At 73.1% G+C, this 24,651-nt stretch carries 23 protein-coding genes; 6 read left to right on the top strand and 17 right to left on the bottom strand.

Annotated features, from left to right (window positions below):
• Positions 1-56: 56 nt before the first annotated feature.
• Positions 57-1,235, bottom strand: a complete 1,179-nt coding sequence (locus tag ACFMQL_RS38240; RefSeq protein WP_378789663.1) for an FAD-dependent monooxygenase — start codon at positions 1,233-1,235, stop codon at positions 57-59.
• A 29-nt stretch (positions 1,236-1,264) separates the two neighbouring features.
• The gene (locus ACFMQL_RS38235; RefSeq protein ID WP_364070024.1) at positions 1,265-2,215 is read right to left on the bottom strand and encodes a hypothetical protein; all 951 of its coding nucleotides are present in this window, start codon (positions 2,213-2,215) and stop codon (positions 1,265-1,267) included.
• A 72-nt stretch (positions 2,216-2,287) separates the two neighbouring features.
• Here ACFMQL_RS38235 and ACFMQL_RS38230 point away from each other — a divergent pair, with 72 nt between their 5' ends.
• Together ACFMQL_RS38230 and ACFMQL_RS38225 are read left to right on the top strand one after the other, a co-directional pair.
• Positions 2,288-2,920: a TetR/AcrR family transcriptional regulator C-terminal domain-containing protein gene (locus ACFMQL_RS38230; RefSeq protein ID WP_364070022.1), complete on the top strand. Its 633-nt coding sequence runs from the start codon at positions 2,288-2,290 to the stop codon at positions 2,918-2,920.
• A gap of 16 nt (positions 2,921-2,936) precedes the next feature.
• Positions 2,937-3,503, top strand: coding sequence for a hypothetical protein (locus tag ACFMQL_RS38225; RefSeq protein WP_378789661.1), 567 nt, complete (start codon positions 2,937-2,939; stop codon positions 3,501-3,503).
• Positions 3,504-3,573: 70 nt separating this feature from the next.
• On the opposite strand, the gene dgoD is transcribed toward ACFMQL_RS38225, so the two are convergent.
• From dgoD to ACFMQL_RS38210, 3 genes are read right to left on the bottom strand one after another with little or no spacing between them, the layout of a single operon-like run.
• The gene (gene dgoD, locus ACFMQL_RS38220) at positions 3,574-4,719 is read right to left on the bottom strand and encodes a galactonate dehydratase (RefSeq protein ID WP_364070018.1); all 1,146 of its coding nucleotides are present in this window, start codon (positions 4,717-4,719) and stop codon (positions 3,574-3,576) included.
• A gap of 12 nt (positions 4,720-4,731) precedes the next feature.
• Complete coding sequence (locus ACFMQL_RS38215; protein ID WP_378789659.1) at positions 4,732-5,484, bottom strand: SDR family NAD(P)-dependent oxidoreductase; 753 nt, start codon at positions 5,482-5,484, stop codon at positions 4,732-4,734.
• On the bottom strand, positions 5,481-6,719 hold the full coding sequence (locus tag ACFMQL_RS38210; protein ID WP_378789658.1) for a cellulase-like family protein: 1,239 nt from the start codon (positions 6,717-6,719) through the stop codon (positions 5,481-5,483). Before ACFMQL_RS38210 ends, ACFMQL_RS38215 begins: the two co-directional genes overlap by 4 nt.
• Positions 6,720-6,907: 188 nt before the next feature.
• Here ACFMQL_RS38210 and ACFMQL_RS38205 point away from each other — a divergent pair, with 188 nt between their 5' ends.
• Complete coding sequence (locus ACFMQL_RS38205; RefSeq protein WP_364070012.1) at positions 6,908-7,627, top strand: FCD domain-containing protein; 720 nt, start codon at positions 6,908-6,910, stop codon at positions 7,625-7,627.
• A gap of 87 nt (positions 7,628-7,714) precedes the next feature.
• Here ACFMQL_RS38205 and ACFMQL_RS38200 read toward each other — a convergent pair whose 3' ends face one another.
• From ACFMQL_RS38200 to ACFMQL_RS38165, 8 genes are all read right to left on the bottom strand, one after another.
• Positions 7,715-8,353, bottom strand: a complete 639-nt coding sequence (locus ACFMQL_RS38200) for a bifunctional 4-hydroxy-2-oxoglutarate aldolase/2-dehydro-3-deoxy-phosphogluconate aldolase (RefSeq protein ID WP_378789656.1) — start codon at positions 8,351-8,353, stop codon at positions 7,715-7,717.
• Entirely contained in the window at positions 8,350-10,695 is a 2,346-nt protein-coding gene (locus ACFMQL_RS38195) for a beta-galactosidase (protein ID WP_378789654.1), read from the bottom strand. Before ACFMQL_RS38195 ends, ACFMQL_RS38200 begins: the two co-directional genes overlap by 4 nt.
• A gap of 794 nt (positions 10,696-11,489) precedes the next feature.
• Positions 11,490-11,960 (bottom strand): TetR/AcrR family transcriptional regulator, encoded by a 471-nt coding sequence (locus tag ACFMQL_RS38190; protein WP_378789652.1) that lies wholly within the window; start codon positions 11,958-11,960, stop codon positions 11,490-11,492.
• A gap of 71 nt (positions 11,961-12,031) precedes the next feature.
• Positions 12,032-12,910: an alpha/beta fold hydrolase gene (locus ACFMQL_RS38185; RefSeq protein WP_364070002.1), complete on the bottom strand. Its 879-nt coding sequence runs from the start codon at positions 12,908-12,910 to the stop codon at positions 12,032-12,034.
• Positions 12,911-12,913: 3 nt separating this feature from the next.
• Positions 12,914-15,586, bottom strand: a complete 2,673-nt coding sequence (locus ACFMQL_RS38180; protein WP_378789651.1) for an AAA family ATPase — start codon at positions 15,584-15,586, stop codon at positions 12,914-12,916.
• Positions 15,587-15,610: 24 nt separating this feature from the next.
• Entirely contained in the window at positions 15,611-16,543 is a 933-nt protein-coding gene (locus ACFMQL_RS38175; protein WP_378789649.1) for an MBL fold metallo-hydrolase, read from the bottom strand.
• A 13-nt stretch (positions 16,544-16,556) separates the two neighbouring features.
• Positions 16,557-17,201 (bottom strand): TetR/AcrR family transcriptional regulator, encoded by a 645-nt coding sequence (locus tag ACFMQL_RS38170; RefSeq protein ID WP_378789647.1) that lies wholly within the window; start codon positions 17,199-17,201, stop codon positions 16,557-16,559.
• 142 nt (positions 17,202-17,343) lie between these two features.
• Positions 17,344-18,207 (bottom strand): NAD(P)H-binding protein, encoded by an 864-nt coding sequence (locus ACFMQL_RS38165; protein ID WP_364069994.1) that lies wholly within the window; start codon positions 18,205-18,207, stop codon positions 17,344-17,346.
• 83 nt (positions 18,208-18,290) lie between these two features.
• Between ACFMQL_RS38165 and ACFMQL_RS38160 the strand changes: the two genes are divergently transcribed.
• Positions 18,291-18,812 carry an Rrf2 family transcriptional regulator gene (locus ACFMQL_RS38160; RefSeq protein WP_364069992.1) on the top strand — a complete coding sequence of 174 codons (522 nt, stop codon included), beginning with the start codon at positions 18,291-18,293 and terminating at the stop codon, positions 18,810-18,812.
• Here ACFMQL_RS38160 and ACFMQL_RS38155 read toward each other — a convergent pair.
• Together ACFMQL_RS38155 and ACFMQL_RS38150 are read right to left on the bottom strand one after the other, a co-directional pair.
• Positions 18,772-19,092 (bottom strand): NIPSNAP family protein, encoded by a 321-nt coding sequence (locus ACFMQL_RS38155; RefSeq protein WP_364069990.1) that lies wholly within the window; start codon positions 19,090-19,092, stop codon positions 18,772-18,774. The genes ACFMQL_RS38160 and ACFMQL_RS38155 overlap by 41 nt on opposite strands.
• Positions 19,093-19,113: 21 nt before the next feature.
• The gene (locus ACFMQL_RS38150) at positions 19,114-20,064 is read right to left on the bottom strand and encodes an NADP-dependent oxidoreductase (RefSeq protein WP_364069988.1); all 951 of its coding nucleotides are present in this window, start codon (positions 20,062-20,064) and stop codon (positions 19,114-19,116) included.
• A 113-nt stretch (positions 20,065-20,177) separates the two neighbouring features.
• Here ACFMQL_RS38150 and ACFMQL_RS38145 point away from each other — a divergent pair, with 113 nt between their 5' ends.
• Positions 20,178-21,158 carry a helix-turn-helix domain-containing protein gene (locus tag ACFMQL_RS38145; RefSeq protein ID WP_364069986.1) on the top strand — a complete coding sequence of 327 codons (981 nt, stop codon included), beginning with the start codon at positions 20,178-20,180 and terminating at the stop codon, positions 21,156-21,158.
• 38 nt (positions 21,159-21,196) lie between these two features.
• On the opposite strand, the gene ACFMQL_RS38140 is transcribed toward ACFMQL_RS38145, so the two are convergent.
• On the bottom strand, positions 21,197-21,799 hold the full coding sequence (locus tag ACFMQL_RS38140) for a DUF3558 family protein (RefSeq protein WP_378790258.1): 603 nt from the start codon (positions 21,797-21,799) through the stop codon (positions 21,197-21,199).
• Between the two features lie 338 nt (positions 21,800-22,137).
• Entirely contained in the window at positions 22,138-23,358 is a 1,221-nt protein-coding gene (locus ACFMQL_RS38135) for a Gfo/Idh/MocA family oxidoreductase (RefSeq protein WP_364069980.1), read from the bottom strand.
• Between the two features lie 338 nt (positions 23,359-23,696).
• On the opposite strand from ACFMQL_RS38135, the gene ACFMQL_RS38130 reads away from it, so the two are divergent.
• On the top strand, positions 23,697-24,548 hold the full coding sequence (locus ACFMQL_RS38130) for an ROK family protein (RefSeq protein ID WP_378789644.1): 852 nt from the start codon (positions 23,697-23,699) through the stop codon (positions 24,546-24,548).
• The last annotated feature ends 103 nt before the right edge of the window (positions 24,549-24,651 follow it).

Genomic DNA, 24,651 nt, shown 5'->3' with positions numbered 1-24,651 from the left:
GCACCCGGGATCAGGCGCCCGGCCGCGAGGCGAGAGGCCCGCGCGCGACCGGACGGTCACGCCGCCTGAGCCTTGGCGCGCCTGCGTTCCCGCAGGGTGCAGGCCAGGCGCACGGCTACGGAGCGGACGGCCTCGATGGGCAGGTTCGACGGCACGAACATCTGGCTCTTCAGCCGGGCCATGTGCTGGTGCTTGACGACGGACGGGCGCAGCCGCGACTCCCACTCGGTCAGCGCGGCGCCGAGGTCGCCGGGATGCCCCCGTAGAGCCCGGCCGAGCTCGGCACCGCCCAGCAGACCGAAGGTGGCGCCCATGCCCGAGTACAGGTTCAGGCACCAGGCCGCGTCGCCGACGAGCACCACCCTCCCCCTGCTCCACGTGGGCATCTTCACCTGATGCACCGAGTCGAACAGGAAGTCAGGCGTCTCCTCCAGGGCGTCCAGGGCGTGCCGCACCACGGGGTCGTCCAGGTCGGAGAACACCTCGCGCAACCGCGCGATCCGGTCGGCGGCGAACTCCGCCTGGACGTCGTCGGTCCGGTACGTCAGCAGCACGGTCGGAGGCCGGTCGGCGAACCCGAACACCCACACCGCACGCCCCGCCCGCGCGACCGTGACGCTGTCGGACTCCCCGAACGACGGGACCTGCTCCTTGAGCTGGAACGCGCAGATCATGGCGTGCCAGTCGGTCATGAACTCCTCGTGCGGTCCGAAGACCATGCGGCGCACGTTCGAGCGCAGCCCGTCGGCGCCCACCACCAGGTCGAAGGTCTCGTTGCGCAGCGCCCCCGTACGGGTGTCCTCCAGCAGCACCCGGACGCCGCCGTCGAGCTCGTCGATCCCGACCGGCTTGGTGGCGAACCATACGGGGATGGGCTCGTCCGTCCCGCCTCCGCACACGCCCTCCCAGAGCGCGGCCTCGATGTCGCCGCGGACCACCGCGGCGGGGTCGCCGGGCTGATGCAGGAACCCCAGCCCGGGTTCGAGGCCGCCGCGCCGGTTGAGCGACCACGCCTTCCCGCCGCCGGGCGGGTTGCGGGTGTGCAGGTGGCCGGAGATGCCCAGATCCTCGGCGGCCTGCCTGCCCTCGGGCATGAGGCCGATGAAGTAGCCGCCCCTGCGGCGTTCCGGGGCCCGTTCGGCGATGACCGGCTGCCATCCCGCCTGCCGGAGCCCGATCGCCGCGGACATGCCGGCGATCCCGAGCCCGACGACCAAAGCGCGCTTCGGCATCATGTCTCTCCTTTCTCCGGACTCTCTCGGACTCAGTCGGGGACGATGACCGCGCGGGTGCGCCCCTGGTGCGCCCACGCCTCGCCGACGCGGCTCAGCGGATAGGCGGTGTACGGCACCTCGAACGTGCCGTCGGCGAACCGCGCGATCATCTCGGGGAACTCGGTGATCAGGTCGGCCTTGGAGACCGAGCCGAGCCCGCTGCCGGTGACCCGGAACCGCCGGCTGCGCAGCAGCTCCGATGGCAGCGCCGCCTCGTTCCCGGCGAGCGAGCCGATCTGCACGTACGAGACCGTCTCGTCCTCGTTGCCGGGGCGGAAGGCCGACAGCGCGGCGAAGGCGGCCTCGGCCACCCAGCCCCACACGAAGTCGAGGATCAGCGCGGGCTGCGCGTCGGCCAGCACGGGGGCGAGCACCGCGCGCGCGTCCTCCTGGGAGATCGGGACGGTGACGGCGCCGAGTGCGCCCAGCCGGTCCAGCGACTCGCGGTCGCGTCCGGCCGCGATGACCTGCTTCGCGCCGAGCGCCAGCGCCGCCCGCGCGGCCAGGCCGCCCGACATGCCGGTGGCCCCGAGCACCAGCACCGTGCCCAGCGCGCCCGTCTCCCTGCGGTGGGCGGTCAGCGGCATCCAGCCCGCCGACGCGGGGTTCATGCCGGCGGCGACGGCGAGCGGGTCGGCCCCTTCAGGGACCTCCACCTCGAACGGGGTGACCATCGACTCGGCGAACGTGCCCCAGGGCGCACGGGGGAGGCCGGTGTAGACCAGCCGCCCGTCCTGCGTCCTGGCGACCGCGTCGATGCCGGGGACGATCGGGAACCCCTTCCCGCTGCCGTAGTGGCGGCCGGTGGCCATGCCCCGGACGACGTGGTGCAGGCCCGCGCCCACGAGCCTGACCGGCGCGCGGCCCGGGTGCGGCTCGGGGTCGGGGAAGTCCGCGCACACGGGGGCGGCTTCGGGGGATTCGATGACGGCAGCACGCATGACAGCGCCTCCTGAACTAAGTTCAATTCCGACGGCCTCAACGATGCCCTGAACTTTGTTAAGGTGTCAAGCGTGGCGAAGGGCATCACTCGGGAGCGGATCGTGGCGGCGGCCCTCGACCTGCTCAATGACAAGGGCATGGACGCGCTCACGGTCAGGGCGCTCGCGTCCCGGCTCGGCGTGGGGGCGCCCGCGCTGTACTGGCACGTACGCAACAAGCAGGAACTGCTCGACGAGATGGCCACGTTCGTCATCCGCCGGGTGATCGAGGCGCTCGGGAAGATCGATCACGGCGCCGGCTGGCGCGAGGGCCTGGCCGCGTACGCCCGCGTCCTGCGCGCCGAGTACCTGCGCCACCGCGACGGCGCGCGCATCTTCAGCGGCACCCGCTACGTCGACCCGGAGGTGGTGCGGCAGAAGGAGTCCTGGCTTGAGCTGCTGACCGGGGCCGGTTTCTCGCTGGCCGAGGCGGACGACGCGCTCGATGTGATCACGGCGTTCGTGGTCGGCTTCGTGATCGAGGAACAGGAGCGCCGGCGGCCGGACGACGACGGCGACCGCTATTCGGCCGAGGAGCGCGACAAGTGGCTGGGGGAGGGCGTCGAGCTGGTCAAGGCCGCCTTCCACCTGCGCGACGACGGCGACCAGCGCTTCGAACGCCAGCTCGGCGTGGTGCTCGACGGCTTGGAGTCCCGCCTCCGCTGACCGCTACCCGGCGGGGGTGAAGCGCACCGGCAGCGAGCGGATGCCGTTGGCGAAGGTCGAGCACAGGTACTCCGGCGGGCGGCTGCTCGGGATCGTCGAGGACGTCGGCCAGCCGCAGGACCCGGCGGCGGTCCTCGTCATCGGGGAAACCGATCACGTCGGCCAGCACCGCGATCGCGAACTCGGCCGCGACGTCCCGCGCGAAGTCGCACTCGCCCTTCCCGGCCACCCGGTCGAGGACCTGCCCGCACAGCGCGCGCACGCGGCCCGCCCGCCGCGCGACGGCCTGCGCGGTGAACGCGCCGTCGATCAGGCCGCGCAGCTCGCCGTGCGCGGGCGGGTCCAGGCTGACCAGTGTCCGGCCCCGCCGGTCGGGCTGCTCGTCGACGAAGGCCCCGTCGCGTTCGGCGGAGAACGACGGGTCGCGCGAGACGCGCACCACGTCGTCGTAGCGGGTCACGACCTAAGAGTGCGGCCGGTCGGGACGGCGATGCAGGAAGACCGGGTCCTCGCGGCGCAGCCGGGCGAAGAACTCGTGCGGCGCGCCGAGCAGGAACGTGCCCGGGTCGGTGAGATCCACTGAGCCATGGTGGCATCCGCCCCGGGCCGAGCGCGATCGCCGAGATCGCCGGCGCAGGCGTGAAGCACGGGCATCACCACTCGGCGAAGGAGCCGTCCGCGTGCCGCCACGTCGGGTTGCGCCAGCGGTGGCCGCGCTCGGCCGCCCGCTCCACCTCGGCCTCGTCGATCTCGATGCCGAGCCCGGGCCGGGTGGTGCGGGTGGCGTACCCGCCGGGGAAGGTCAGCGGCTCGCGATCGACGAGGTAGTCCAGGACGTCGTTGCCCTGGTTGTAGTGGATGCCGACGCTCTGCTCCTGGATGAGGAAGTTCGGGACGGCGAAGGCGAGCTGCAGGCTGGAGGCCAGCGAGATCGGGCCGAGCGGGCAGTGCGGGGCCATGCTGACGTCGTACGTCTCGGCCATCGCGGCGATCCTGCGGACCTCCGAGATGCCGCCCGCGTGGCTCACATCCGGCTGGGCGACCGCGATGCCGTGCCCGATGACGTCGCGGAAGTCCCACCGCGAGAACAGCCGCTCGCCGGTGGCCAGTGGGATGGAGGTGCTGGCGGCGAGCGCGGAGAGGTTGCGCGAGTGCTCGGGCAGCACCGCCTCCTCCACGAACAGCGGCATGTACGGCTCCAGCAGCGGCAGCAGCCGCCTGGACATGGCGGTGGTGGCCCGGCCGTGCAGGTCCACCACCAGGTCGTTGTGGTCGCCGATGGCCTCGCGTACGGCGGCGACCCGCTGGACGACCTCCATGGTGCGGGCCGGGGTGTCGATGGCGGTCAGCTCGGCCGAGCCGTTCATCTTCACGGCGGTGAACCCGGCCTCGATCTGCGCCTTGGCCTGCTCGGCGACCTCGGAGGGACGGTCGCCGCCGATCCAGGCGTACATGCGGGCCTTGTCGCGCACCGGCCCGCCAAGGAGCTGGTGCACGGGCAGCCCCGCGGACTTGCCGGCGATGTCCCACAGCGCCTGGTCGATGCCGGCGACCGCGCTGGACAGCACCGGGCCGCCCCGGTAGAAGCCGCCCTTGGTGAGGACCTGCCAGTGGTCCTCGATGCGCAGCGGGTCCTGGCCGACGAGGTAATCGGCGAGCTCGGCGATGGCGGCGCGGACGGTCTCCGCCCGGCCTTCGACGATCGGCTCGCCCCAGCCGGTGACGCCCTCGTCGGTGCGGATCCGCAGGAACAGCCAGCGTGGCGGGACGAGGAAGGTGTCCAGAGAAACGATCTTCATGGGGTTCCGTTCCTAAGAGGAGGTGGTGGAGATGCTCCAGCCGCCGTCGACGTTGAGGCAGGCTCCGGTGATGAACGAGGCGTCCGGCGAGGCGAGGAACGCGACCGCCGCGGCCACCTCGTCGGGTGTGCCGAAGCGGCCCGCCGGGGTCTCTGCGAGGGTGGCGTCGCGGCCCGCCTGATCGATGCCGTCCCAGGCGGGGGTCATGATCGGGCCGGGGACGACGGCGTTGACGCGGACGCGCGGCGCGTACTCGACGGCGAGCTGCCTGGCCAGCGACTGCAGCCCGCCCTTGGCGGCGGCGTACGGCGCGCAGCCGGGGATGCCGGTCTGGGCGTGCACCGACGAGGTGATGACCAGCGCGCCCGAGGTCTCGGCGAGCAGCGGGCAGAACGTCCGCGCGGCCAGGTACGCGGCCTTGAGCGAGACGTCGATCTGCAGGTTCCAGTCCGCCTCCGGCATCTCGTGCGCCGGACGCGCGGGCACCACCCGGCCGGGACCGTTGGCGTGCAGCACGTCCAGGCGGCCGAACCGGTCGCGCACCTCGTCCAGGGCGGCGGCCCAGTCGCCGGCGGAGGCGACGTTCAGGTGCACGTACGCGGCCCGCTCGCCGATCGACGCGGCCACCTCGCGGCCGGGCTCGTCGGCGATGTCGGCGAGCAGCACCCGCGCGCCCTCGGCGGCCAGGCGGCGGGCGGTGGCCGCGCCGATGCCCGACGCGGCGCCGGTGACCAGGGCGGTCCTGCCGGTGAAGCGGTCGCTCATCGTCCCTCCGTGAAGATCCGGTTGGCGGTGACCTGCAGCGTCACGTCGTCCCACATGGGGTGGTGCGGGGCGGCGTTCGAGCACACGACGGTGCCCCATGCGCCGGTGTCCCTGGCGTGGCGTACGGCGTCCAGGCAGATCCCGGCCCCCACGGGCCCCTCCTCGAACGTGCCGCGCAGCGGGGTGTAGCCGACCCAGCCCTCGCCGAACACCAGCGGGAGGTCCCGGGCGGCGGCCCAGTCGGCGGCCACCTCGATCCACAAGCGCAGCTTCTCGTCCATGCCGTAGCGGTAGGCGGCGTACCGGTCGTACAGCCAGCGGTCGAAGCGGGCCGGGTCGCACCAGTCGTGCAGATAGACCTCGCGCGGCGACACCACCGTGGCCGCCGTCCGCCACTCCTGCTGCGGCCCCCACTCCGCCAGGTCGGGCGCGTCCGGACGCAGCAGCTCGCGGCGGGCGCGCTCCTGCGGGAACGGCCGGGACGGATCGCGCAGCGCGAACGTGCCGACCAGCTCGTCCAGCACGCCGTAGACGTAGGGGTGGAAGACGGCGACGTCGATGTTCGCGGGGACGCCGCGCAGCTCGCCGTGGGGCACGCCCGCGTAGTTCACGGTCGCGGGCACGTCGGGATGCCGGCACTTGAACGCGTCCAGCGCCTTCTCCAAGTACGGCCGCAGCCCTGGCACCGGCGGCTCGCCCGGCGGCAGCGCCTCGGTGAGCCAGGAGGCCTGGACCTCGTTGTGCAGCTCCACGAACGCGATCTGCTCGGCCAGCCCGTGCCCGGCCACGAAGTCGACCAGGCCGGCCAGCGCCTCGGCCAGCGCGCCCGCCCGCCGCTCCGGCGGCACCGCGCGCAGCGCCTCGTACCAGGCGGGATCGGCCAGGAAACTCGAGCTCTGCTGGTACTCCCAGGAGGAGACGATCACCTTGCAGCCGTGCCGCCTGGCCGCCTCGAACAGCGCCAGCAAGTGGGCGCGGCCGTCCAGCGTCGCGCTCGCACGCAGGTCGTACCAGCGGGTGCCGAGGCCGTAACCGCGCCCGAAGGGGGCGAAGGTCAGCGCGGAGGTGTCCAGCCCCGACCCGAACAGCAGGTACGGCATCGCGCAGATCCGGACCGTGTTGTAGCCGCGCGCCACCGCCTCGTCGAAGGCGCGGTCCAGATCCTCGAACGGCTCGCCGGGCCCGGTCCTGGCGTACCAGGAGAAGTCCCAGAGCGTGATGGTCAAAGTGGACAACAGGTCGGCTCCCTCAGGATCGGCAGGTGAGGTGCCCGGGTACGGGACTCGACGAGCAGGATGCCGCCCTGCCTCGTACGACGTCAAGAAAAAGTATGATTAATGTTCTCACTAGTATGCTCAGCTGACTCGGGCATGGGTGATCATGAGGGCGGTGGCAGGGAGTGCGGGCGTGGCATGATTCCGCCATGACGGAGATCGGGAGATCCGGCGCGCACGACCGGGTGGTCAGCAGCCTCGGCACGGCCATCGTCAACGGCGACCTCCTCCCCGACGACGACCTCGACGTGGCAGAGCTGCAGGAGCGCTTCGCGGTGAGCAGGACCGCCGTACGCGAGGCGCTGCGCGTGCTGGCCGCCAAGGGCCTGGTCGGCGCCAGGCCCCGGCGCGGCACCTTCGTCGCGCCCCGCGAGCAGTGGGCGCTGCTCGACGCCGACGTGCTGCGCTGGCGCTTCGCCGACCGCGTGGACGAGCGGTTCCTCGACGAGCTGGGAGAGGTGCGGCTGACCGTCGAGCCCGCCGTGGCGCGCATGGCGGCCCAGCGCCGCACCGACCGCGACCTCGCCGACCTCGAGGACGCCCTGGCCGCCATGCGAGCGGCGGCCGGCGGGGCCACCGGTGATCACGTCGAGGCCGACCTGGCCTTCCACCACGCCCTGCTGCGCGCCGCGCACAACGAGCTGATGACGCAGATGGCCAGCGCGATCGAGGCCGGGCTGCGGCTGCGCGACCAGTTCGTGCACGCCACGCTCACCAGCGAGTCCACGGACAAGCACGCCGAGGTGCTGCTCGCCGTGCGCAAGCAGCGGCCGAAGGCGGCCGAGACCGCGATGCGGTCGCTCATGGAGCGCTCGATCGCGGACGTCGAGCTGGCCAAGAAGATCCACGGCGAGCAGACGGCCCGCTGACCGCCGAGCCCGCGTTCCCGCGCTCTGTCGCGAGCGCCGAGCCCGCAACTCCGCGCCCTCGCGCCGGACCCGGTCATAGCGTCTTGTTCACCCGTCCGATGGCCGTCGACCGGCCACATCGACCAGGCGTCTGGCGCGGGCGGCCAACGCCGCCATGTCGCCGTCCGCGCACGCGTCGCCCAGCAGCGGCGAGCCCATCCCCACCGCGCGCGCCCCGGCCGCCAGGTAGGCGGGCACGTCCTCGATGCCGATGCCGCCCGTCGGCACCAGCGGGATCTGCGGCAGCGGCGCCCGCACGTCCTTGATGTAACCGGGCCCGCCGGCCGCACCGGCCGGGAAGACCTTCACCATGGCGGCCCCCTGCGACCACGCCTGCACGATCTCCGTCGGCGTGAACGCCCCCGGCAGGACGGGCACGCCGAGCCGCCGCCCTTCCGCGATCACCTCGGGCAGCACGGCCGGGGTGATGAGGAAGCCCGCACCCGCGTCCACGGCCTTGCGCGCCGAGGCGGCGTCGAGCACGGTGCCCGCCCCGACCGCCACGCCCTCAAGCCCGGTGGCCCGGCGGATCGCCTCGGTCGCGCCGGGGGTCGGCATGGTGACCTCCATCGCCCGCAGGCCGGACCCGGCCAGGGTCTCCAGCGCCGCGTCGAGGTGGCGGGCCTCGGCGGCCCTGATGATGGCGATGACGGGCAGCTCCGCCAGCGCCTCATCAAGCGTCGTCATGATTCCTCCAAGGTGAGCCTGGGCATGGGGACGAGGCTGACCGAGCGCAGCTCCAGCACGGAGCCGCCGGGATAGGAGCCGGGCCGCACCTGCGGCGAGACGTACACGGGAGCGTCCTCGCGCAGCGGCAGCAGCCGGATCTCGATGCCGTGCTCCAGCACCGCGTCGCGGAAGCGGCGCAGCCCGATCTCCCAGGCGGGGCCGTACCAGAACTGGTCGGCCACCAGGCGGCCGCCGATGTAGGCGCGGCCGACGTCGCCGACCCAGTCGAGCCGCAGCAGCACCTCGTCATCACCGGTCAAAGCCTCGCGCGGGACGGTGACGCGGTAGACGGCGGCCTGCTCGAAGTCGGCGTCGGCCGGCGCGGACGCCCGCCCTGACCTGGGGTCGATGACCGGTGCCCGGGCCGGGCCCGCCTGCCTGATCTCCTCCACCTTGGGCTCGGGCGGCTGACCGGCCGGAGCCGGCGCGGGCAGCAGGCCGAACACGCCGTCCGTCCGCGTCGCCGAGGCGGGCGCGGGGTAGATCCGCACCTCGGACGAGCCCCGGCCGTAGACCGTCAGCCGGTCGTCCTCGATCACGACCGGCCGCTCGCTCAGCACCAGCCGGTACGCGCCCCACAGCCGGCCCGCCGCCGCGTTCAGCGCACGATCGGCGTCCAGGACGAGGACGGCCGCACGGCCCCCGGAGGCGTCGCGGATCCGCAGCAGGCATCCGGTGCCGGGCGCGAGATCGGTGACCACGAGGCGGTCGCCGTCGCGCTCCGCCGTCGCGGGGCCCTCGACCTCGCTCACGGTGGCCGCGTCGAAGACCAGCTCAACCGGGATGCCCGCCGTCTGGCAGAAGACGTGCACCGGCTCGTCGCCCGCCAGCACGCCCATGGGCTGCGCGGTGGCGGTGAGCAGCGTGGCGCCGCCGACCGGGCGGGCCAGCGGCCAGGCGAAGTACGCCCCGGAGGGCACCGTCACCGGCTCGCGCGGGACGACCAGCTCGCGCCCGCCCAGCTCGACCGCGAACCGCACGCCCTCGTGCGCGGGCAGGGTCTCGACCGGCTGGTGGTTGTTGACGAACAGGAACCCGGAGCGGCCGTCGGAGCGTACGCACCAGCGCAGCGTCCGCCGGTCGGCCGTGTCGGCGGGGGCGTCGGGCGGCATCACCAGCGTCATGCCGGCCAGATCGGGGCCGTCGCTCGCCAGCCACAGGTGCTGCCGCCGCAGGTGCCGATAGGAGTCGCGGACCTGGCCGTACTCGCCGAGCGGCGCCTGGAAGTCGTAGGTGATGACCGGGCAGTCGTTGGGGTAGCCGGTGGCGTGCGACTCCTGCAGCGTGGACAGCGCGCCGATCTTCTGCGACGCCCCGTGGTACATGTAGTAGCCCTGCCACACCGACCCGCTGCCCAGCTTCACCAGCGCCAGCGCGGCGATGTCGGCGGCCTGGATGATCGGCCTGCGGTGGTAGGAGGTGTACATCCCGCCGCCCAGCTCGCAGGTGGCGAACGGGTAGCGCGCGAGGTGGCTCTCGTCCGACCCGGTCACCGCCGTCGTACGCAGGTCGGCCCCGATGGAGTCGTCGTCGCGGCCGGGGCCGAAGAAGTAGTGCGCCCTGCTCTGCTGCGGCCAGCCGTCGTGCGCGGTGTCCCACGCGGCCTCCGGGTAGCCGCCGAACAGCGGGATCACCTCATCCGGCGGAAGCCGCGCGTGCCCCCAGCCGGTCGCCGTCCACAGCGGCGCGTCGATGCCCGCCGCCTTGGCCATGCGCTTGATCGTGACGAGGTGGCCCGGCCGGTCGTGCAGCTCGTTCTCCACCTGCACCGCCACCACCGGGCCGCCGTGCGCGCGGGTCAGCCCGGCGAGCTGCGCGCCGATCTGCTCGAACAGCGGGCGCACCAGGTCCAGGTAGCGTGGGTCGTCGGTACGCGGCTCGCAATCGGCCCGCAGCACCCAGTCGGGGAAGCCGCCGTTGCGCGACTCGCCGTGCGCCCACGGCCCGATCCGCACCACCACGTCAAGGCCGAGCTCGGCGCAGGTGCGTACGAACCGCCGCAGGTCACGGTCGCCGCTCCAGTCGAAGACGCCGCGGCGCTCCTCGTGCAGGTTCCAGAAGACGTACGTGGCGACGACCGTCACCCCGCCCGCCCGCACCTTCAGCAGCTCCTCCCGCCACTCGGCCACCGGGTAGCGGGCGTAGTGGAACTCGCCCATGATCGGAAACCACGGCCTGCCGCCCCGGCTCAGGTGGCGGGAGTTCACGGTGATCGCGTCCGGCCCGCCGGGCGGGTCGCCCAGCCGCAGATGACCCTCCACCGGCGGGGGGATCTGGCGCGGGACGCCGAGTCGTCGCACAGCTGCACCTTTCCTCATGGCCGGACGACCGCCGCCGTACGGTACGACGACTGATCGAAAAAATACTACTAGTCGGGCTTGCGGATGTCGGCGGAGTCACGCCGAGCAGCGACCAGTACAGGTAGCCGCGCACGTTCACGCCGTCGTCCATCGCGGTGGCGGGCGAGCCCGTCCTGGCCTGCTTCGCCTCGACAGGACGCGACCCCGGCCAGTTCGGGCCCGACGCCGACGTCCCGCACGCCGGCAGGCGCGGCGGCGGTGTGGTCGATGCGGCGCTCGTCGTCGCGGGTGGCGAACCCGTTCTCGGTGACGATGAGCGGGGTGCCGCGCCCCAGCTCCCACGAGTGGCGCAGCGCGTTGCCGGGCGAGGCCGGGTAGTACTCCCAGCCGAGGAGGTTCGTCTCACGCCCTCGGGCACCTTCACCGGACCGTCGGGGCCGATCACCGTACGCGAGTAGCTCTGCACGCCGATGAAGCCGTCGCCCGCGGCGGCCTCGGTGAAGAAGCCCTCCCGGTAGTAGCCGTACGCGCGGGCCACCTCCTCGGCGCCGGGCAGCGCCTGGAAGTCCTGCGTGCCGATGGTCCACCCGGACCGCAGCCCGCCGCGCCCGGCCAGCACCTCGCGCGCGGCCTTGTGCGCGCGGACGAGCACCTCCGCCACCTTGACGTCGGGCTCCGGCAGGCGGGCGGCGATCATCTCGACGGCCTCCCAGTCGCGCAGCAGGCAGAGCATGCTCGGCTCGTTGATCGTGCACACCCGGGTGACGTCGTCGAGGACCGGCAGCCGCCAAGTCCTACATCCGGAGGTTGAGCGCGTACTGGTCGTCCAGGTGGCGGGCCCGCAGCGCGGGCGTGGAGATCATGAGCCGGAGGCGGACGAGCAGGGACCGCCGGTCGGCCTCCGCGCCGTCGCCGGTCAGTGCGGTGGCCGCGGCGACGAGTGCGCGGCCGATGCGGCGTACCAGCGGCTGATCGGGCGGGGAGGCGGTGATGCGCTCGGCGATGAGCTCGCCGTGCTGGTCGATCAGTACGAGATCTTCCTTGGTGGGGAAGTGCCGGTAGAGCGTCATCGGCGACACCCCGGCCGCCTCGGCGACGTCGTTCATGGTCGTCGCGTCGTAGCCGCGCTCGCTGAACGGACGGATCGCGTGCGCCTGGATCGTGCGCTGCGTCTGGACCCGTCGTCGCTCCCGGAGGCTTGAACGCTGTGCCGGCTCGGCAACGCGGACGACGTGGCCGACGTGGTGGCGTTCCTCGCCTCCCACGCCGCCCGCTGGATCACCGGCCAGGTCATCGACGCCAGGCGGCGGCCTGTTCCTGGGGCCACGGTCCTGATTCACCCGGCCGTGTGCGCGAGGATGGCGTCGGCCAGCTCCTCGTGCACCTCCGGCGGCAGCGTGTGCCCCATGCCCTGCACGATCATCAGCCGCGCCCCCGGGATCTGCTCGGCGATGATCGCGCCGTGGCCCGGCTTGGCCGGTTCGTGGCTGCCCTCGATGACCAGGGTGGGCGCCTTGACCTGGTGGAGTACGCCCACCGGCTCGAAGTCGGGCTTGGCCGCCGCGGCCAGCCGGTGGTTGGCGGCCTTCGACAGGTCGCGGGCCCGGTCGTAGATGCGCTCCTGGAGACGGCGCGCCGCGTCCTCGTCGAACGGCAGCCCCGTGCCGTGCAGCACGCGCTGCTCGGCGATCATGGCGTCGATCTGCGCCCGCCGGTCCGCAGGAGGCGGGGCGGCCATGAGCCGGCGGAAGAAGGCCACGAACTCCGGCGTCGGCTCCGGCAGGCTGCCCTCGGGCTGCGGCTGCCCCATCAATGCCCGCACGAGCACCTCGCCCTCGCCACCGCCGAGCGGGGACGAGCCGATGACGGTCAGCGTACGCACCCGCTCAGGACGCTCCACCGCGATGAGCTGCCCGAGCAGGCCGCCCGCCGAATGGCACACCAGGTGCGCGCTTTCCAAACCGTGCTTGTCCATCACGCGGTAGACGTCGTCCTTGATGTCCTCCCACGTGTACGGGTTCGCTTCGAAGTCCACGGTGTCCGACATGCCGGTGTCGCGGTGGTCGTACCGGATGACCCGGCGGCCCCCGGCGGTGAGCCGGCCGACGAACTCGTCAGGCCACAGGACACCCTGTGACATCGAACCCATGATCAACAGGATCGGCTCGTCCGTGCCGGCGCCGAACTCTTCACTCCAGATGTTCACGTTCTGCATGCCTCACAGCATGCCGCCGCCGCTTACGGGTGCCTTCCGTAGAACTACCAGCCGCGCCAGATCAGTACGGGAGCTGATCCCCAGCTTCGGATACATCTTGTACAGGTGGTATTCGACGGTACGCGGGCTCAGGAAGAGCCGGGCCGCGATCTCCTTGCTGGACAGCCCGTCGGCGACCAGGCCCGCGATGCGCAGCTCCTGCGGCGTCAGCACGTCCAGCACGTCGGCGGCCGGTGCCTGCCCGCTCTCGCCCGCCGCCCGCAGCTCGTCCTGCGCCCGCCGCGCCCACGGCCGGGCACCCGCCTGCTCGAACGTCTCCAGCGCCGCCCGCAGATGCGCCCGCGCCTCACCGGGCCGCTGCGTCCTGCGCAGCCGCTCGCCCAGCAGCAGCGCCGTCCTCGCCGCCTCGAACGGGTTGGTGTGCAGCCGCAGCGCCTCGGCGAAGGCGTCATCGGAACCTTCGACCAGGCCGCGGCAGCGGGCCAGCAGGGCCTGCGACTCGGCCGTGGCGGCGTTCGCCGACCACCGCTCGTACGCGGCCAGCGCCGCCCGCGCGCCCTCCTCGTCGCCCGCGCCCACGGCGGCCTCGACCCGATCCGGGGCCGTCCGCCACACCACGGTCGGATGCCCGGCCCCCGGCCCCGCCGCGACGACGGCCTTGAACCGGTCGTGCGCCGCCGCGTACCGGCCGAGACACAGATCGAGCAGCGCCAGCGCGTACGACGCCACCCCCGCGCGCATCCCCACCCGGTGCGGGATCGCGATGGCCAGCGCCTCGCGGGCCTGCCGCGCGCACAGCTCCTCCTCGCCCCGCAGCGCCGCCACCGCCGCCAGGTTGGCGAGGTGCGCGGCGACGGTGTTCGTGTATCCGGCCTCGCGTGCCAGCTCCAGCCCCTCCTCGGAGAGGGCCTGGCTGCGCGCCAGCCGCCCGGCCAGGCGCTCCGCCGTCGCTGTGAACTCCAGCACGACCGGCAGCTGCCCGCTCATCCCCGACACCCTGGCGACCCGCCCGGCCCGCTCGGCCAGCTCATTGGCCAGGTCGTTCTCGCCCAGGTAGCTGGCCGCGGCCGCCGCCCACAGGTGCTCGGCCGCGTCCTCCAGCTCGCCGGCCCGCGACAGAGCCCGCGACAGGGCCCGCCGCAGCAGGCCCGGCCCCTCGGGGTCGCCGTCCAGGGTCAGGCCGATCCCGGCCACCGTGTCGCGCAGGAACCCCTCGGGGTGCGCCGCCGCCCGCCGGCCCAGCTCGGCGATCGCCTTCGTGTCGCCGACGTACGAGGCCGCCTCCACGGCGTCGGCCAGCATGTCCAGGCCGTCGCCCGCCGACAGGATGCGTACGGCCTCGGCGGCGTCCCCCGAGTTCAGCTCGAACCGGCCGCGCAGCCGGGCGATCTCCATGGCGAGACGCGCGTCATCGCCGGCGCGCTCGCGGGCCTCGGCCAGCAGCGACTGCGCCTGACCAGGACGCCCGCCGAGCCAGGCGGCGACGGCGGCGTCCTTCAACCGCGCGGCACGGACGCGCGGGTCCGGGGTCAGCTCGGCGGCCCGGGACAGGGCGGTGGCGGCGGCGCCGTACCCGCCGCGCTCGCGCGCCCGCTCGGCGGCGGCCACCAGCGCGGCGGCGACCTGCTCGTCCTGGCCCAGCGTGGCACCCGCCAGGTGCCAGGCGCGGCGGTCGTCGCAGGCCAGCTCCGCCAGCACGGCGTGCACCCGGCGCACGTCGGCGGGGGAGGCCGCCTCCAGGATCGCGGAGCGGACGAGCGGATGCCGGAACCGCACGGTCGCGCCCGACACCTCGGCCAGCCCCGACTCCTCCAGCTCCGCCAGCGCCGCCTGCCCGCCGGCCAGCCGCTCGGCGGCCCCGAGCACCAGCGGGAGGTCGGCCTCGACGGCGGCGATCAGGGCGACGAGACCGGCTTCGGGGGACAGGGCGGCGACCCGGTCGCCGAAGAGGCGCGCGCCGCCGGGCAGCGGGTCGGGCAACGGCTCGTCCCCGGCGAGCTGCGCGGGCGTCAGGCGGGCGACGATCTCGTGGAGCGCGAGCGGGTTCGCGCCGGTCAGCGCGACGAGTTCCCGCCGTACCCGGTCGGGCAGCTCGCCGTGGCGCTCCCGCAGCAGCTCGTCGGCGGCGGACTCGGGCAGCGCCCCTACGTCCACCGTCCGCGGCACCCCCTTGACGGGGGCGTCACCGCGTACGGCGAACAGCATCGCGATGCGTTCCGTGCCCAGCCGCCTGGCGGCGAACAGCAGCGCGTCGGCCGAGGCCCGGTCGATCCACTGGAAATCGTCGATCACGCAGATCAGCCCGTCCGGCACGGCCGCCTCGGCCAGCAGCGACAGGACCCCGGCCCCCACCAGGAACCGATCGCCCGCACCGCCCGGCTCCAGCCCCAGGGCCGCGCCCACGGCGTGCCGCTGCGGCTCGGGCAGCGCGCCGAGCGACCCGAGCACCGGCCACAGCACCTGGTGCAGTGCCGCGAACGCGAGATCGGACTCCGACTCGACGCCCGTGGTCCGCAGCACCCGCATCCCGCCGCCGCGCGCGGCCGCCGCGTCGAGCAGGGCGGTCTTGCCCGTCCCCGCCTCACCGCGCACGACGACCGCGCCGCCGGAGCCGTCACGCGCCCGCGCGATCACCTCGTCGAGCGCGCCCATCTCCGCAGACCTTCCGTAGAGCACGGGCACCCACTGTAGGGGCGCCCGTCACCTGGTGGGGAAGGCGGCCCACTTGTTGACGGCGAAGCCGTCGCCGTTCTTGCGCACCTCGGCGGCACTGTGTCCGGGCCAGTGGGCGGGGAAGATCAGCTCGCGCTGGTCGGCGGCGCGTTCGAGATAGGCGCGGCGGGTCTTGGCGGCGAGCTGCAGGTCGTCGCAGAAGCAGCTGTTCCAGCGCGGATCGAGGACCTGTACGGGGCTGTGCAGCATGTCGCCGACGAAGACCGCCCGGTCGGGGCCGGAGCGCAGGGTGAGCACGGACGAGCCGGGGGTGTGCCCCGGTGCGGGCTCGAGCGTCAGGTTGCCGTCGATGCGGTGGCCGCCCTCCCACAGCACCGCCTGCCCGGCCTCGTGGATGGGCGCGATGCTGTCGTTGAACACGAGCTTGCTGCCCTCCCAGCGGATACGCTCGTGATCGTCGCGCGGCGCCCGGCGCAGGTGGGCGTTCGCCGGGTCGAAGTAGGTGTTGTCGACGCGCGGGATCAGGTACGTGGCGTTCGGGAACGTCGGCCGCCACGCCCCGTCGCGCCACTCGGTGTTCCAGCCGACGTGGTCATAGTGGATGTGCGTGTTGACGACGACGTCGACGTCCTCGGGTGCGACCCCGGCCGCGCGCAGGCGGTCGAGAAAGTCCGTCTGCAGATCGGCGAACAGCGGGATCTGCGGGCGCGCCCTGCCGTTGCCGACCCCGGTGTCCACCAGGATCGTCTTGCCCTCGCTGCGCAGCACCCAGGTCTGGATGTGGCAGAGGTAGGCGTCGTCGGCGGGGTTCCAGAAGTCGGGCGCGAGCCAGTCCTCGTTGCGCCGCCAGGTCTCCTCGTCGCTGTCCGGGACGATGAAGCGGGCGGTGCGGACGGGGCCGGACCACTCGATGACGCGGGTGATCTCGACGTCGCCGAGAACGATCTTGTAAGCGGGCATGAAACGGGATCTCCTAAAGCTGCGGGCCAGGCGAGGCGGGGCCGTAGCGGGCCAGGAACGTGCGTACGGCCTCCTCGATCACCACCTCGGCGGACGGCTGGGCGGCGATCTCCTCCTCGAAGGCCATCACCCCGGGCCACACGAGGAACTCCTGCACCAGCCCCATGAACTGGCGGGCCGCGAGGTAGGTGTCCTCGCAGCGCAGGAGGCCGCGCTCGACCAGGTCGTCCAGACAGGCGGTGAACGCCGCCGCCACCGGTCCCTTACCCAGCCGGTAGAACTCGTCGGCGATCCACGGAAGCCGGGCGGACTCGGTGACCACGAGCCGGGCGAAGCGGATCTGGTCGGTCTCGGTGGCGAAGCGCCGCAGCGAACGGGCGAACTCCCGCAGGACGTCCTCGGCGCTCGCACCCGCATCACACGTGATGCTCTTGCCGTCGAAGGACTCCCAGTGGTAGCGGAGCATCTCGCGGAAGACCGTCTCCTTCGCGCCGAAGCGGTTGTAGACGGTCTGCCGCGAGACGCCGGCCCGCTCGGCGACCCGCTCCACGGTGACGCCGGCGTAGCGGTCGGCCAGGAACAGCTCCTTCGCCGCCGCGAGGATCTTCCCGTCCGATGAAGATCTGCGCCGCCGCGTCTGCGCCGGCCGGTCCGTCATGCCGCCGCGCTCCTCACTCGCCTGCCGTTCACGAATTTAGACTTTACAGTACAGTCTAAACAACGGTGCGAACGGCGGGATTCCGCGCGGTCAGGCGGCTCTTGAACGCGAGCCGGTCCGCAGCGTCAGGCGATCCCCGGCGTCAGGAGCCCTTCAGCGCGGTGCGTACGACGTCCGCCAGCGCGGTCGGCCGCCGCCCGGTGATGTCGGCGACCGCCGAGGTCACGGTGGCGAGGAAGCCGCCCCGCGTCGCCGCGCCGAACGACGTCATCACCCGCGCCGCCTCCTCGGGCACACCGGCCGCCCGCAGGCCGGCGGCGTACGCGGCGTCGTCCACCTCCACCAGCTCCACGTCCCGGCCGCCGATCTCGCGCGCGAGCGCCGCCAGGTCGGCCGCGGTCAGCGCCTCGGGCCCGGTGATGTCGTACGCCTGCCCCTCGTGCCCGCCCTCGGTGAGCACCGCCGCGGCCGCCGCCGCGCAGTCCTCCCTGGTCACGTAGGCGACGGCGCCGTCTCCGCCGTTGCTCACCAGCCGGCCCGACGCGATCGCCTGCTGGATGCGGGCGGTCTGCATGTGCGCGTACAGGTTGTTGCGCAGGAACGTCCAGCTCATGCCGCTGTCGCGCAGCGCCTGCTCCGTGCCGGCGTGATCGGTGACCACCAGCGCCGGGTTGTCCGGCACCGGCTCGGGGACCGAGGTGTAGATCACGTGCCGCACCCCGGCAGCGGCGGCGGCCTTGACCGCCGCGCGGTGCCCGTCGAGGCGCACGCCCACCACGTCGGTGGAGATGAGCACCAGCCGCTCGACGCCCGCGAACGCGGTGTCGAGCGTGGCGGGCTCGCCGAAGTCGGCCCGCCGCACCTGGACGCCGCGGGCGGCGAGATCGGCGAGCGCCTCGGGGCGGCGCGTGGTCAGCACGACCTCTCGCGGGTCGGTGGTCTGCAGCACGTACTCGGCGGTGGCGCGTCCCAGAGGGCCGGAGGCGCCTGTGATGGCGATCGTCATCCCGATGCTCCTATTCGCAATCATCAAAGTTGCGAATTGATTATACTGTAGCCATAACGGTTGCGATATGACAGGATGGCGGCATGGCACGGTCGAAGAACACGCAGTTCGCCGTGGCCGTGCACGTCCTGACCTACCTCGCGGGCCAGACCGACGGCCGCCCGGTCAGCTCCGACGAGCTGTCGGAGAGCACCAACGTCAACCCCGTCTACGTACGCCGCGTGCTCGGGCCGCTGCGCGAGGCCGCGCTGGTGCGCTCGCGCCCCGGCGTGCGCGGAGGCTGGGAGCTGGCCGCCGACCCCCGCGACATCACGCTCGCCCAGGTCTGGCGGCTGCTTCAGGGCGACGACCCGGTGCTCGGGCTGCACGGGCCCGATCCGGCGTGCCCGATCGGCCGCAACATCCAGGAGTCGCTGACCTGCCTCGACCAGATGGTGGCCGACGCCGTCGCCGCGGAGCTGGAGCGGTTCACCGTCCTCGACGTGCTGACCAGGGCCCTCACGGATGAGCCGGACGGGCGGCAGAGCCCGGACCCGGCGTCCGGGGCGGGCCCTGTCCGCGCCGTCACCTCAGGGGAGACGCCGGGGTCGGCGTCACACGGGTGACCACGGTCCTCTCCCGGATCAGCAGGTCGTAGACGACCGGGCCGATCTCGTTCTTCCAGCGGTCGCTCTCGTAGACGGCCTCGTACAGCGCCTTCTTCTCCTCCTCGTCATCGAAGCGGCGGATCCAGACGTAGCCGTCCGGGTCCTCCGCGTCGACGAAGGAGGCGGTCACGTCCATGCCCTGCGCGGTCTGGAACGGGATGACGACGTCCTCCATGTAGCGCACCCATTCGTCGCGGCGTCCGGGCTTGGCCTGGTAGCGGCGGATCTCGTAGAACATCGTGTCACTCGGAAGGCCGCGTCAGTTCACGGTGAGGACGAGCTTGCCGCGGGTGCGGCCGGTCTCGCCGCGCTCGTGCGCCTTGGCGGCCTGCTCCAGTGGGAACGTCTCCTCCACCTCGACACGGACGTGACCCGCGTCGATCAGGCCCGCGATCGTGGCCAGCGCGGGACCGTCCGGCTCGACCAGGTACGCGCTGGTGCGCACCCCGGCCTCCTCGGCCGCCTCGGCCAGCTCGGGGGAGACGCCGCCGGGCACGGCCACCAGCAGGCCGCCGCGGCGCAGCGTCCGCAGGGAACGGGTGCTCGTCCGGTCCTGCCCGTCACCGATCAGGTCGATGACGACGTCCACGTCCTCGGCGACGTCCTCGAAACGGGTGGTCGTGTAGTCGATGGTCTCCTCGGCGCCCAGCTCCTTCAGCCAGGAGTGGCGGGCGGCGCGGGCCGTGCCGATCACGTGGGCGCCCAGGTGGCGGGCGAACTGCACCGCGAAGTGCCCGACACCGCCGGCGGCGGCGTGGATCAGCACGCGCTGGCCCTCCTGCACGTGGGCGGTGGCGGTCAGGATCTGCCAGGCGGTCAGCGCGGCCAGCGGCACGGCGGCCGCGTGCACGTGGTCGAGCGTGGCCGGCTTGCGGGCCCACTGGCGGCTCGGCGCGGTCACGTACTCGGCGTACGCGCCGGCCGCGCGCGGGAACCACGGCATGCCGTACACCTCGTCGCCGGGCCTGAGCGTGTGCACACCGAAGCCGACCTTCTCCACGACGCCCGAGACGTCCCAGCCCAGGATCAGCGGGAACGTCTGCAGGCCCGCCATGCCCTGGCCCGCCCGGGTCTTCCAGTCCACCGGGTTGACCCCGGCCGCGTGCACGCGTACCAGGACCTCGGTCGGCAGCGGCTCCGGGCGCTCCACGTCCTCCACGGTCAGCACCTCGGGCCCGCCGAACTCCTTGATCGTGACAGCTCGCATCATGTCCTCCCTCGGGTTCCGTGCCGGGAGCGTCACCCCCGGCAGGAAGAAAGAGTGGCCGAGGGCGAGGGACCTGTGTGAGTGGCCGGAGAGCCATCTACCGTACAATTCCGGCCATGACACATCGTGTGGCCGTTCTCGCGCTCGACGGCGTGCTGCCGCTGGATCTGGGCATCCCGGCTCGCGTGTTCAACGAGGCCTGCGAGCCCGACGGAACCCGCCTGTACTCGGTCACCACCTGCTCCATCGGCGGCAGGCCCGTACGCACCCACGAGGACTACAAGATCGTCGTAGACCACGACGAGTCGCTGCTGGAGAGCGCCGACACGGTCGTGATCGCCACGCAGGAGCCCAGCGAGCGGCTGCTCGCGACCGGCGAGCCGCCCGATGACGTCGCCGCCGCGCTGAAGCGCATCGGGCCGGACACCCGCATCGTCAGCCTGTGCACCTCCGCCTTCCTGCTCGCCGCCGCCGGGCTGCTGGACGGCCGGCGGGCCACCACCCACTGGGCGCTGTGCGACCGGCTGGCGCGGCTGTTCCCCAAGGTCGAGGTCGATCCGAACGTCTTGTTCGTCGACAACGGCCGCATCCTGACCTCCGCCGGCGGCGCGGCCGGCATCGACCTGTGCCTGCACCTGGTCCGCATGGACCACGGGGCGGCGGTCGCCGCGGCCGCCGCGCGGCGCTGCGTGGTCGCGCCCTGGCGCGAGGGCGGGCAGGCGCAGTTCATCGAGCACCCGGTGCCGCAGGACACCGACCGTTCGACGTCGGCCACCCGGCAGTGGGTGCTGGACAACCTGGCCGAGCCGATCACACTGGAGGACATGGCCAGGCACGCGAACATGAGCGTGCGCACGTTCACCCGCCGCTTCCGCAGCGAGGTGGGCAGCAGCCCGCAGAAGTGGCTGGCGCAGCGTCGGCTCGCGCACGCGCGCCTGCTGCTGGAGACCACCGAGCTGCCGATCGCGCGCATCGCCACCGCCTGCGGCTTCGGCGACCCCGTCGCCTTGCGCAAGCACTTCTACGCCAACCTCGGCCTGTCCCCCCTGGCCTACCGCCGCGCCCACCACGCCCCGGAACCGGCGGCCGCCTCGTAACGGCACCGGCGGGGACCCATACGTTCAGCGGATGTGAGTCAGCGCGGCGGCGACGACCGCGGCTCCCATCGGACATTGGCGTCCTGTGAAACCCCTCGGTCCGGGATGGTCGTCGTCCCGATCAGATGATCGACATCGTCCACAGCGACGAAGATGAAACAGATGCGCTGGAACTCGGCCTGTATGCCCCGGTGCAAACCCACCGGCACCTGCGTGACGCGCCCGTCCTTGGTCATCGTCTTCGCAAAGGACAGCGGCACGTCGAGGTCGAGGCTGACGCTCTGTCCCGCCACCTCCCACCTGCACACCTCCCCGCCCTTGGTCGAGCTGTGCTCTCCCTCCTCCTTGATGCCGAGGGCCGCGCGGTCGCGCTCGTCGAGGGCCAGGCACGGCTTCGACCTCAGCTCCTTCAGCGAGTACTTGCGCAGCGGTGCAGAAGGCGAGGCGGAGGAGGACGAGGGAGTGGCGGAAGAGGGGACCGGTTGGGGGACGCTCCTCGCGCGGCGGGCTGCCCGCTCGCGCAGTCGGCACTGAGCGCGACAGCGGCGAGCGCGAGCGCCGGTCCGGCGTTCAGGTGACCGAGCCCGCTCCAGGAGCGCCGGGGGCTGCCTGATCGCGGCATGCCCGCATGGTAGACGCATCCTCCCGGGACCGCTCCCTGCGATCCGGCTGCTCCAACGGCTGCCGGAAGGACCACGTCGCACCGGACGAAGCGGGCACTGCTCTACGATCACGCACCTGACGGAGCTGAGGCCACGAGCCGGCGCACGCTGACCGAGGGCTCGACCAGGCCCGCGGTCGGCGTGAACGCCACCAACGCCCAGCTCCCGGTCAGCGACGTCGCCGTCTACGCCAACACCGTCCGGGGCGGCGGGTTCGGCTACAGCGCGAACGTCACCTTCCGCCGGGAGCCGCAGCGCTGACGCCCCAGAAGGGCGTTCCCAAAGGGCGTCTCGGAGGGGCGTCTTAGCAGGGCGTCTCAGAGGGTGACGACCGTCCCGGTGAGGCGGGACTCCTCCGCCGCCCAGGCGACCTCATGGCTGTGCAGGCTCTCCCGGGGATCCGACAGGATCGCGGCCGGGTCGTCCCGGGTGAGCGCGTCCAGGAAGGCGGCGATCAGGCCCTGGTCGCCGCCTCCGTGGCCGTCGGCGGGCGGGTTCGTCTCGATGACCTCGGCCTCGCCGGTCACGAAGTCGGTCACGGTGATCGTGGCGCCGTCACCCTCAAGGAAGCCGCGGGTGCCGAAGATGCGGGTCCTGCGGTGGGACATCGGGGAGAACGCGGTCATGGTGAACGAGGCCGTCGCCCCGCCGTCGAAGTCCAGGTTCACCACCTGGTGGTCCACCACGTCGTTGTCGCAGGCGTACACGCACCTGCCGTACGGGCCCTCGCGCAGCGCCCGCAACAGGCCCGCCTCCGTCGGGTCGTCAGTGAGCACCGAGAGGGGCCAGCGCTTCTCCTCGCCCACGTACGGCGAATAGATGCGCCTGGCGTCGTACGGACAGCCGGCCGCGACGGCGCAATCGAGGCAGCGGTCGGCGGCGCCCGCCGGGCGGTTCTCCGCCGTGAAGTGCTTCAGGCCGCCGAACGACGATACCCGGGCGACGCGGCGGCCCATCACGTACGTCAGCCAGTCGAGGTCGTGGCACGACTTGGCGAGCAGCATGAACGTGGCCTCGTCCGCACGGCGCCACTTGCCCCGCACGTACGAGTGGGCGTGATGCCACCAGCCGACGGGCTCCAGGTGCTCGATGGTCACGATCTCCCCGAGCCGCCCGCTGTCGAGCACGTCCTTCACCCGCCGGGTGTAGGTGGTGTAGCGCAGCACGTGACAGACCGCGAATATCACGCCGGAACGTTCGGCCGCCGCGACGATCCGGCGGCAGTCCGCCAGATCGGTGGCCATCGGCTTCTCCAGCAGCACGTGGTAACCCAGCTCGGCGAAGCGCACCGCCGGTTCCACGTGGTCGGCGTCCAGCGTCGCGATCACCACCGCGTCCGCGAGCCGGGGCCGCTCGGCGAGCTCCCGCCAGTCGCCGAAGGCCAGGGCCTCCGGGTGCTCGGCGAGCAGCGCGTCCCTGCGCCGCCGATCGGGCTCGGCCACGGCGGCGAGCCTGGCGTGGCCGTCCATCGTCGCGTACCTCGTGTACTTCGTCCCCCGGTCGCCCGCCCCGACCAGCGCCAGCCCGATGTGCGGCATGCTTTCCGCTCCAATTATGAGAAGATGCGTTATAAAGCTAGGGTCGCTGCAGTCCTACGGTCAAGAGGATTTATGACAACTCCTGGCGTAACTCGCGACGCGGCGCTGCTGCGCCGGCTCAACACCCGCGCCACCCTGCACGCGCTGCGCCGGGGCGGGCCGCAGACGCTGACGCAGCTCGCGCGCGCCGCCGGCCTGTCGCGGCAGACCGCCGAGGCGGCGCTCGCCGACCTGACCGCGCGCGGGCTCGCACGCGAGGTCGCGCCGGCCGAGGGCGGGGCGGGCCGGCCCGGCGCTTCGCGTTCCGGGCGGACGCCGGTCACGTCGTCGGCCTGGACGTGGGGCCGCGGCGCATCCTCGCCATGCTGGCCGACCTCGACGGCGACGTCGTCGCAGAACGCCGGCTCGACACGGACGAGCACCTGCCCGCCGCCGAGCGCCTCGCGCTGGCCGAGCGGGCCGCCACCGCCTGCGTCGAGGCGGCCGGACCGGCGCGCGGCGGCGTGTGGGCGGCCACGGCGGGCACCTCGGGCGTCGTGGACCGCTCGGGCAGGGTGACGATCTCGACTCTCATCCCCGGCTGGACGGGGCTCGACCTCGCCGGGCAGGTGGGCCGATGGTTCGGCTGCCCCGGCTTCGCGGCGAACGACGCCAACCTCGCCGCCGTCGCCGAGCACTGGCGAGGCAGCGCACGCCACGTCGACGACCTGGTCTACGTGCTCACCGGCTACCGGGCGGGCCACGGGCTGCTGCTCGACGGCCGCCTGCGTACCGGCCGCACCGGCAGCGCCGGCGAGCTGGGCAGGGTCCCGCTCACCGGCTGGGAGGACGCGTCGGTGGTGCTCGCCGAGGCGGGCCGCGGCGCGGACGAGCTCTTCCAGGCCGCACGGGCGGGCGAGCGGCAGGCGCTCGCGCTGGTGGACCGGCTCGCCCACGGGCTCGCGCGGGGTGCGTCCGTGCTCGTGGCCGCGGTGGACCCCGAGCTGGTCGTCGTGGGCGGCACGCTGGCACGCGGGGGAGAGGTGCTGCTGGAACGGATGCGGGCGCACCTGGCCGAGATGTGCCTCAACCCGCCGGAGGTCGCGCCGTCCACGTTCGGCGAGGAGAGCATCGCGTACGGCGCCGTACGCATGGCGCTCGACCACGCCGAGCAGAAACTCATGGAGCCGTACGCCGCCGGGGCACCGTAGCCGCCCGCGCCCTGGCCGCTGCCGGCGTCTCCGCCTGACGGAGCCAGTCGTCGCCGTCGAGGCTGAGCGTGACCTCCGCGTCGCCCGCCTTCGTGGCCTCGCC

Source organism: Nonomuraea fastidiosa (assembly GCF_042751225.1).
GTDB lineage: Bacteria > Actinomycetota > Actinomycetes > Streptosporangiales > Streptosporangiaceae > Nonomuraea > Nonomuraea fastidiosa.
Note: the sequence above shows the minus strand (reverse complement) of the source record. Positions and strands in the feature narration are given on the sequence as shown.

What these genes read in the sequence shown, in the direction of transcription:
- ACFMQL_RS38240 (WP_378789663.1), bottom strand. Translation starts at nt 1,235, where the DNA reads ATGATGCCGAAGCGCGCTTTGGTCGTCGGGCTCGGGATCGCCGGCATG.
- ACFMQL_RS38235 (WP_364070024.1), bottom strand. Translation starts at nt 2,215, where the DNA reads ATGCGTGCTGCCGTCATCGAATCCCCCGAAGCCGCCCCCGTGTGCGCG.
- dgoD (WP_364070018.1), bottom strand. Translation starts at nt 4,719, where the DNA reads ATGAAGATCGTTTCTCTGGACACCTTCCTCGTCCCGCCACGCTGGCTG.
- ACFMQL_RS38215 (WP_378789659.1), bottom strand. Translation starts at nt 5,484, where the DNA reads ATGAGCGACCGCTTCACCGGCAGGACCGCCCTGGTCACCGGCGCCGCG.
- ACFMQL_RS38205 (WP_364070012.1), top strand. Translation starts at nt 6,908, where the DNA reads ATGACGGAGATCGGGAGATCCGGCGCGCACGACCGGGTGGTCAGCAGC.
- ACFMQL_RS38200 (WP_378789656.1), bottom strand. Translation starts at nt 8,353, where the DNA reads ATGACGACGCTTGATGAGGCGCTGGCGGAGCTGCCCGTCATCGCCATC.
- ACFMQL_RS38185 (WP_364070002.1), bottom strand. Translation starts at nt 12,910, where the DNA reads ATGCAGAACGTGAACATCTGGAGTGAAGAGTTCGGCGCCGGCACGGAC.
- ACFMQL_RS38175 (WP_378789649.1), bottom strand. Translation starts at nt 16,543, where the DNA reads ATGCCCGCTTACAAGATCGTTCTCGGCGACGTCGAGATCACCCGCGTC.
- ACFMQL_RS38170 (WP_378789647.1), bottom strand. Translation starts at nt 17,201, where the DNA reads ATGACGGACCGGCCGGCGCAGACGCGGCGGCGCAGATCTTCATCGGAC.
- ACFMQL_RS38165 (WP_364069994.1), bottom strand. Translation starts at nt 18,207, where the DNA reads ATGACGATCGCCATCACAGGCGCCTCCGGCCCTCTGGGACGCGCCACC.
- ACFMQL_RS38160 (WP_364069992.1), top strand. Translation starts at nt 18,291, where the DNA reads ATGGCACGGTCGAAGAACACGCAGTTCGCCGTGGCCGTGCACGTCCTG.
- ACFMQL_RS38155 (WP_364069990.1), bottom strand. Translation starts at nt 19,092, where the DNA reads ATGTTCTACGAGATCCGCCGCTACCAGGCCAAGCCCGGACGCCGCGAC.
- ACFMQL_RS38150 (WP_364069988.1), bottom strand. Translation starts at nt 20,064, where the DNA reads ATGATGCGAGCTGTCACGATCAAGGAGTTCGGCGGGCCCGAGGTGCTG.
- ACFMQL_RS38145 (WP_364069986.1), top strand. Translation starts at nt 20,178, where the DNA reads ATGACACATCGTGTGGCCGTTCTCGCGCTCGACGGCGTGCTGCCGCTG.
- ACFMQL_RS38140 (WP_378790258.1), bottom strand. Translation starts at nt 21,799, where the DNA reads ATGCGTCTACCATGCGGGCATGCCGCGATCAGGCAGCCCCCGGCGCTC.
- ACFMQL_RS38135 (WP_364069980.1), bottom strand. Translation starts at nt 23,358, where the DNA reads ATGCCGCACATCGGGCTGGCGCTGGTCGGGGCGGGCGACCGGGGGACG.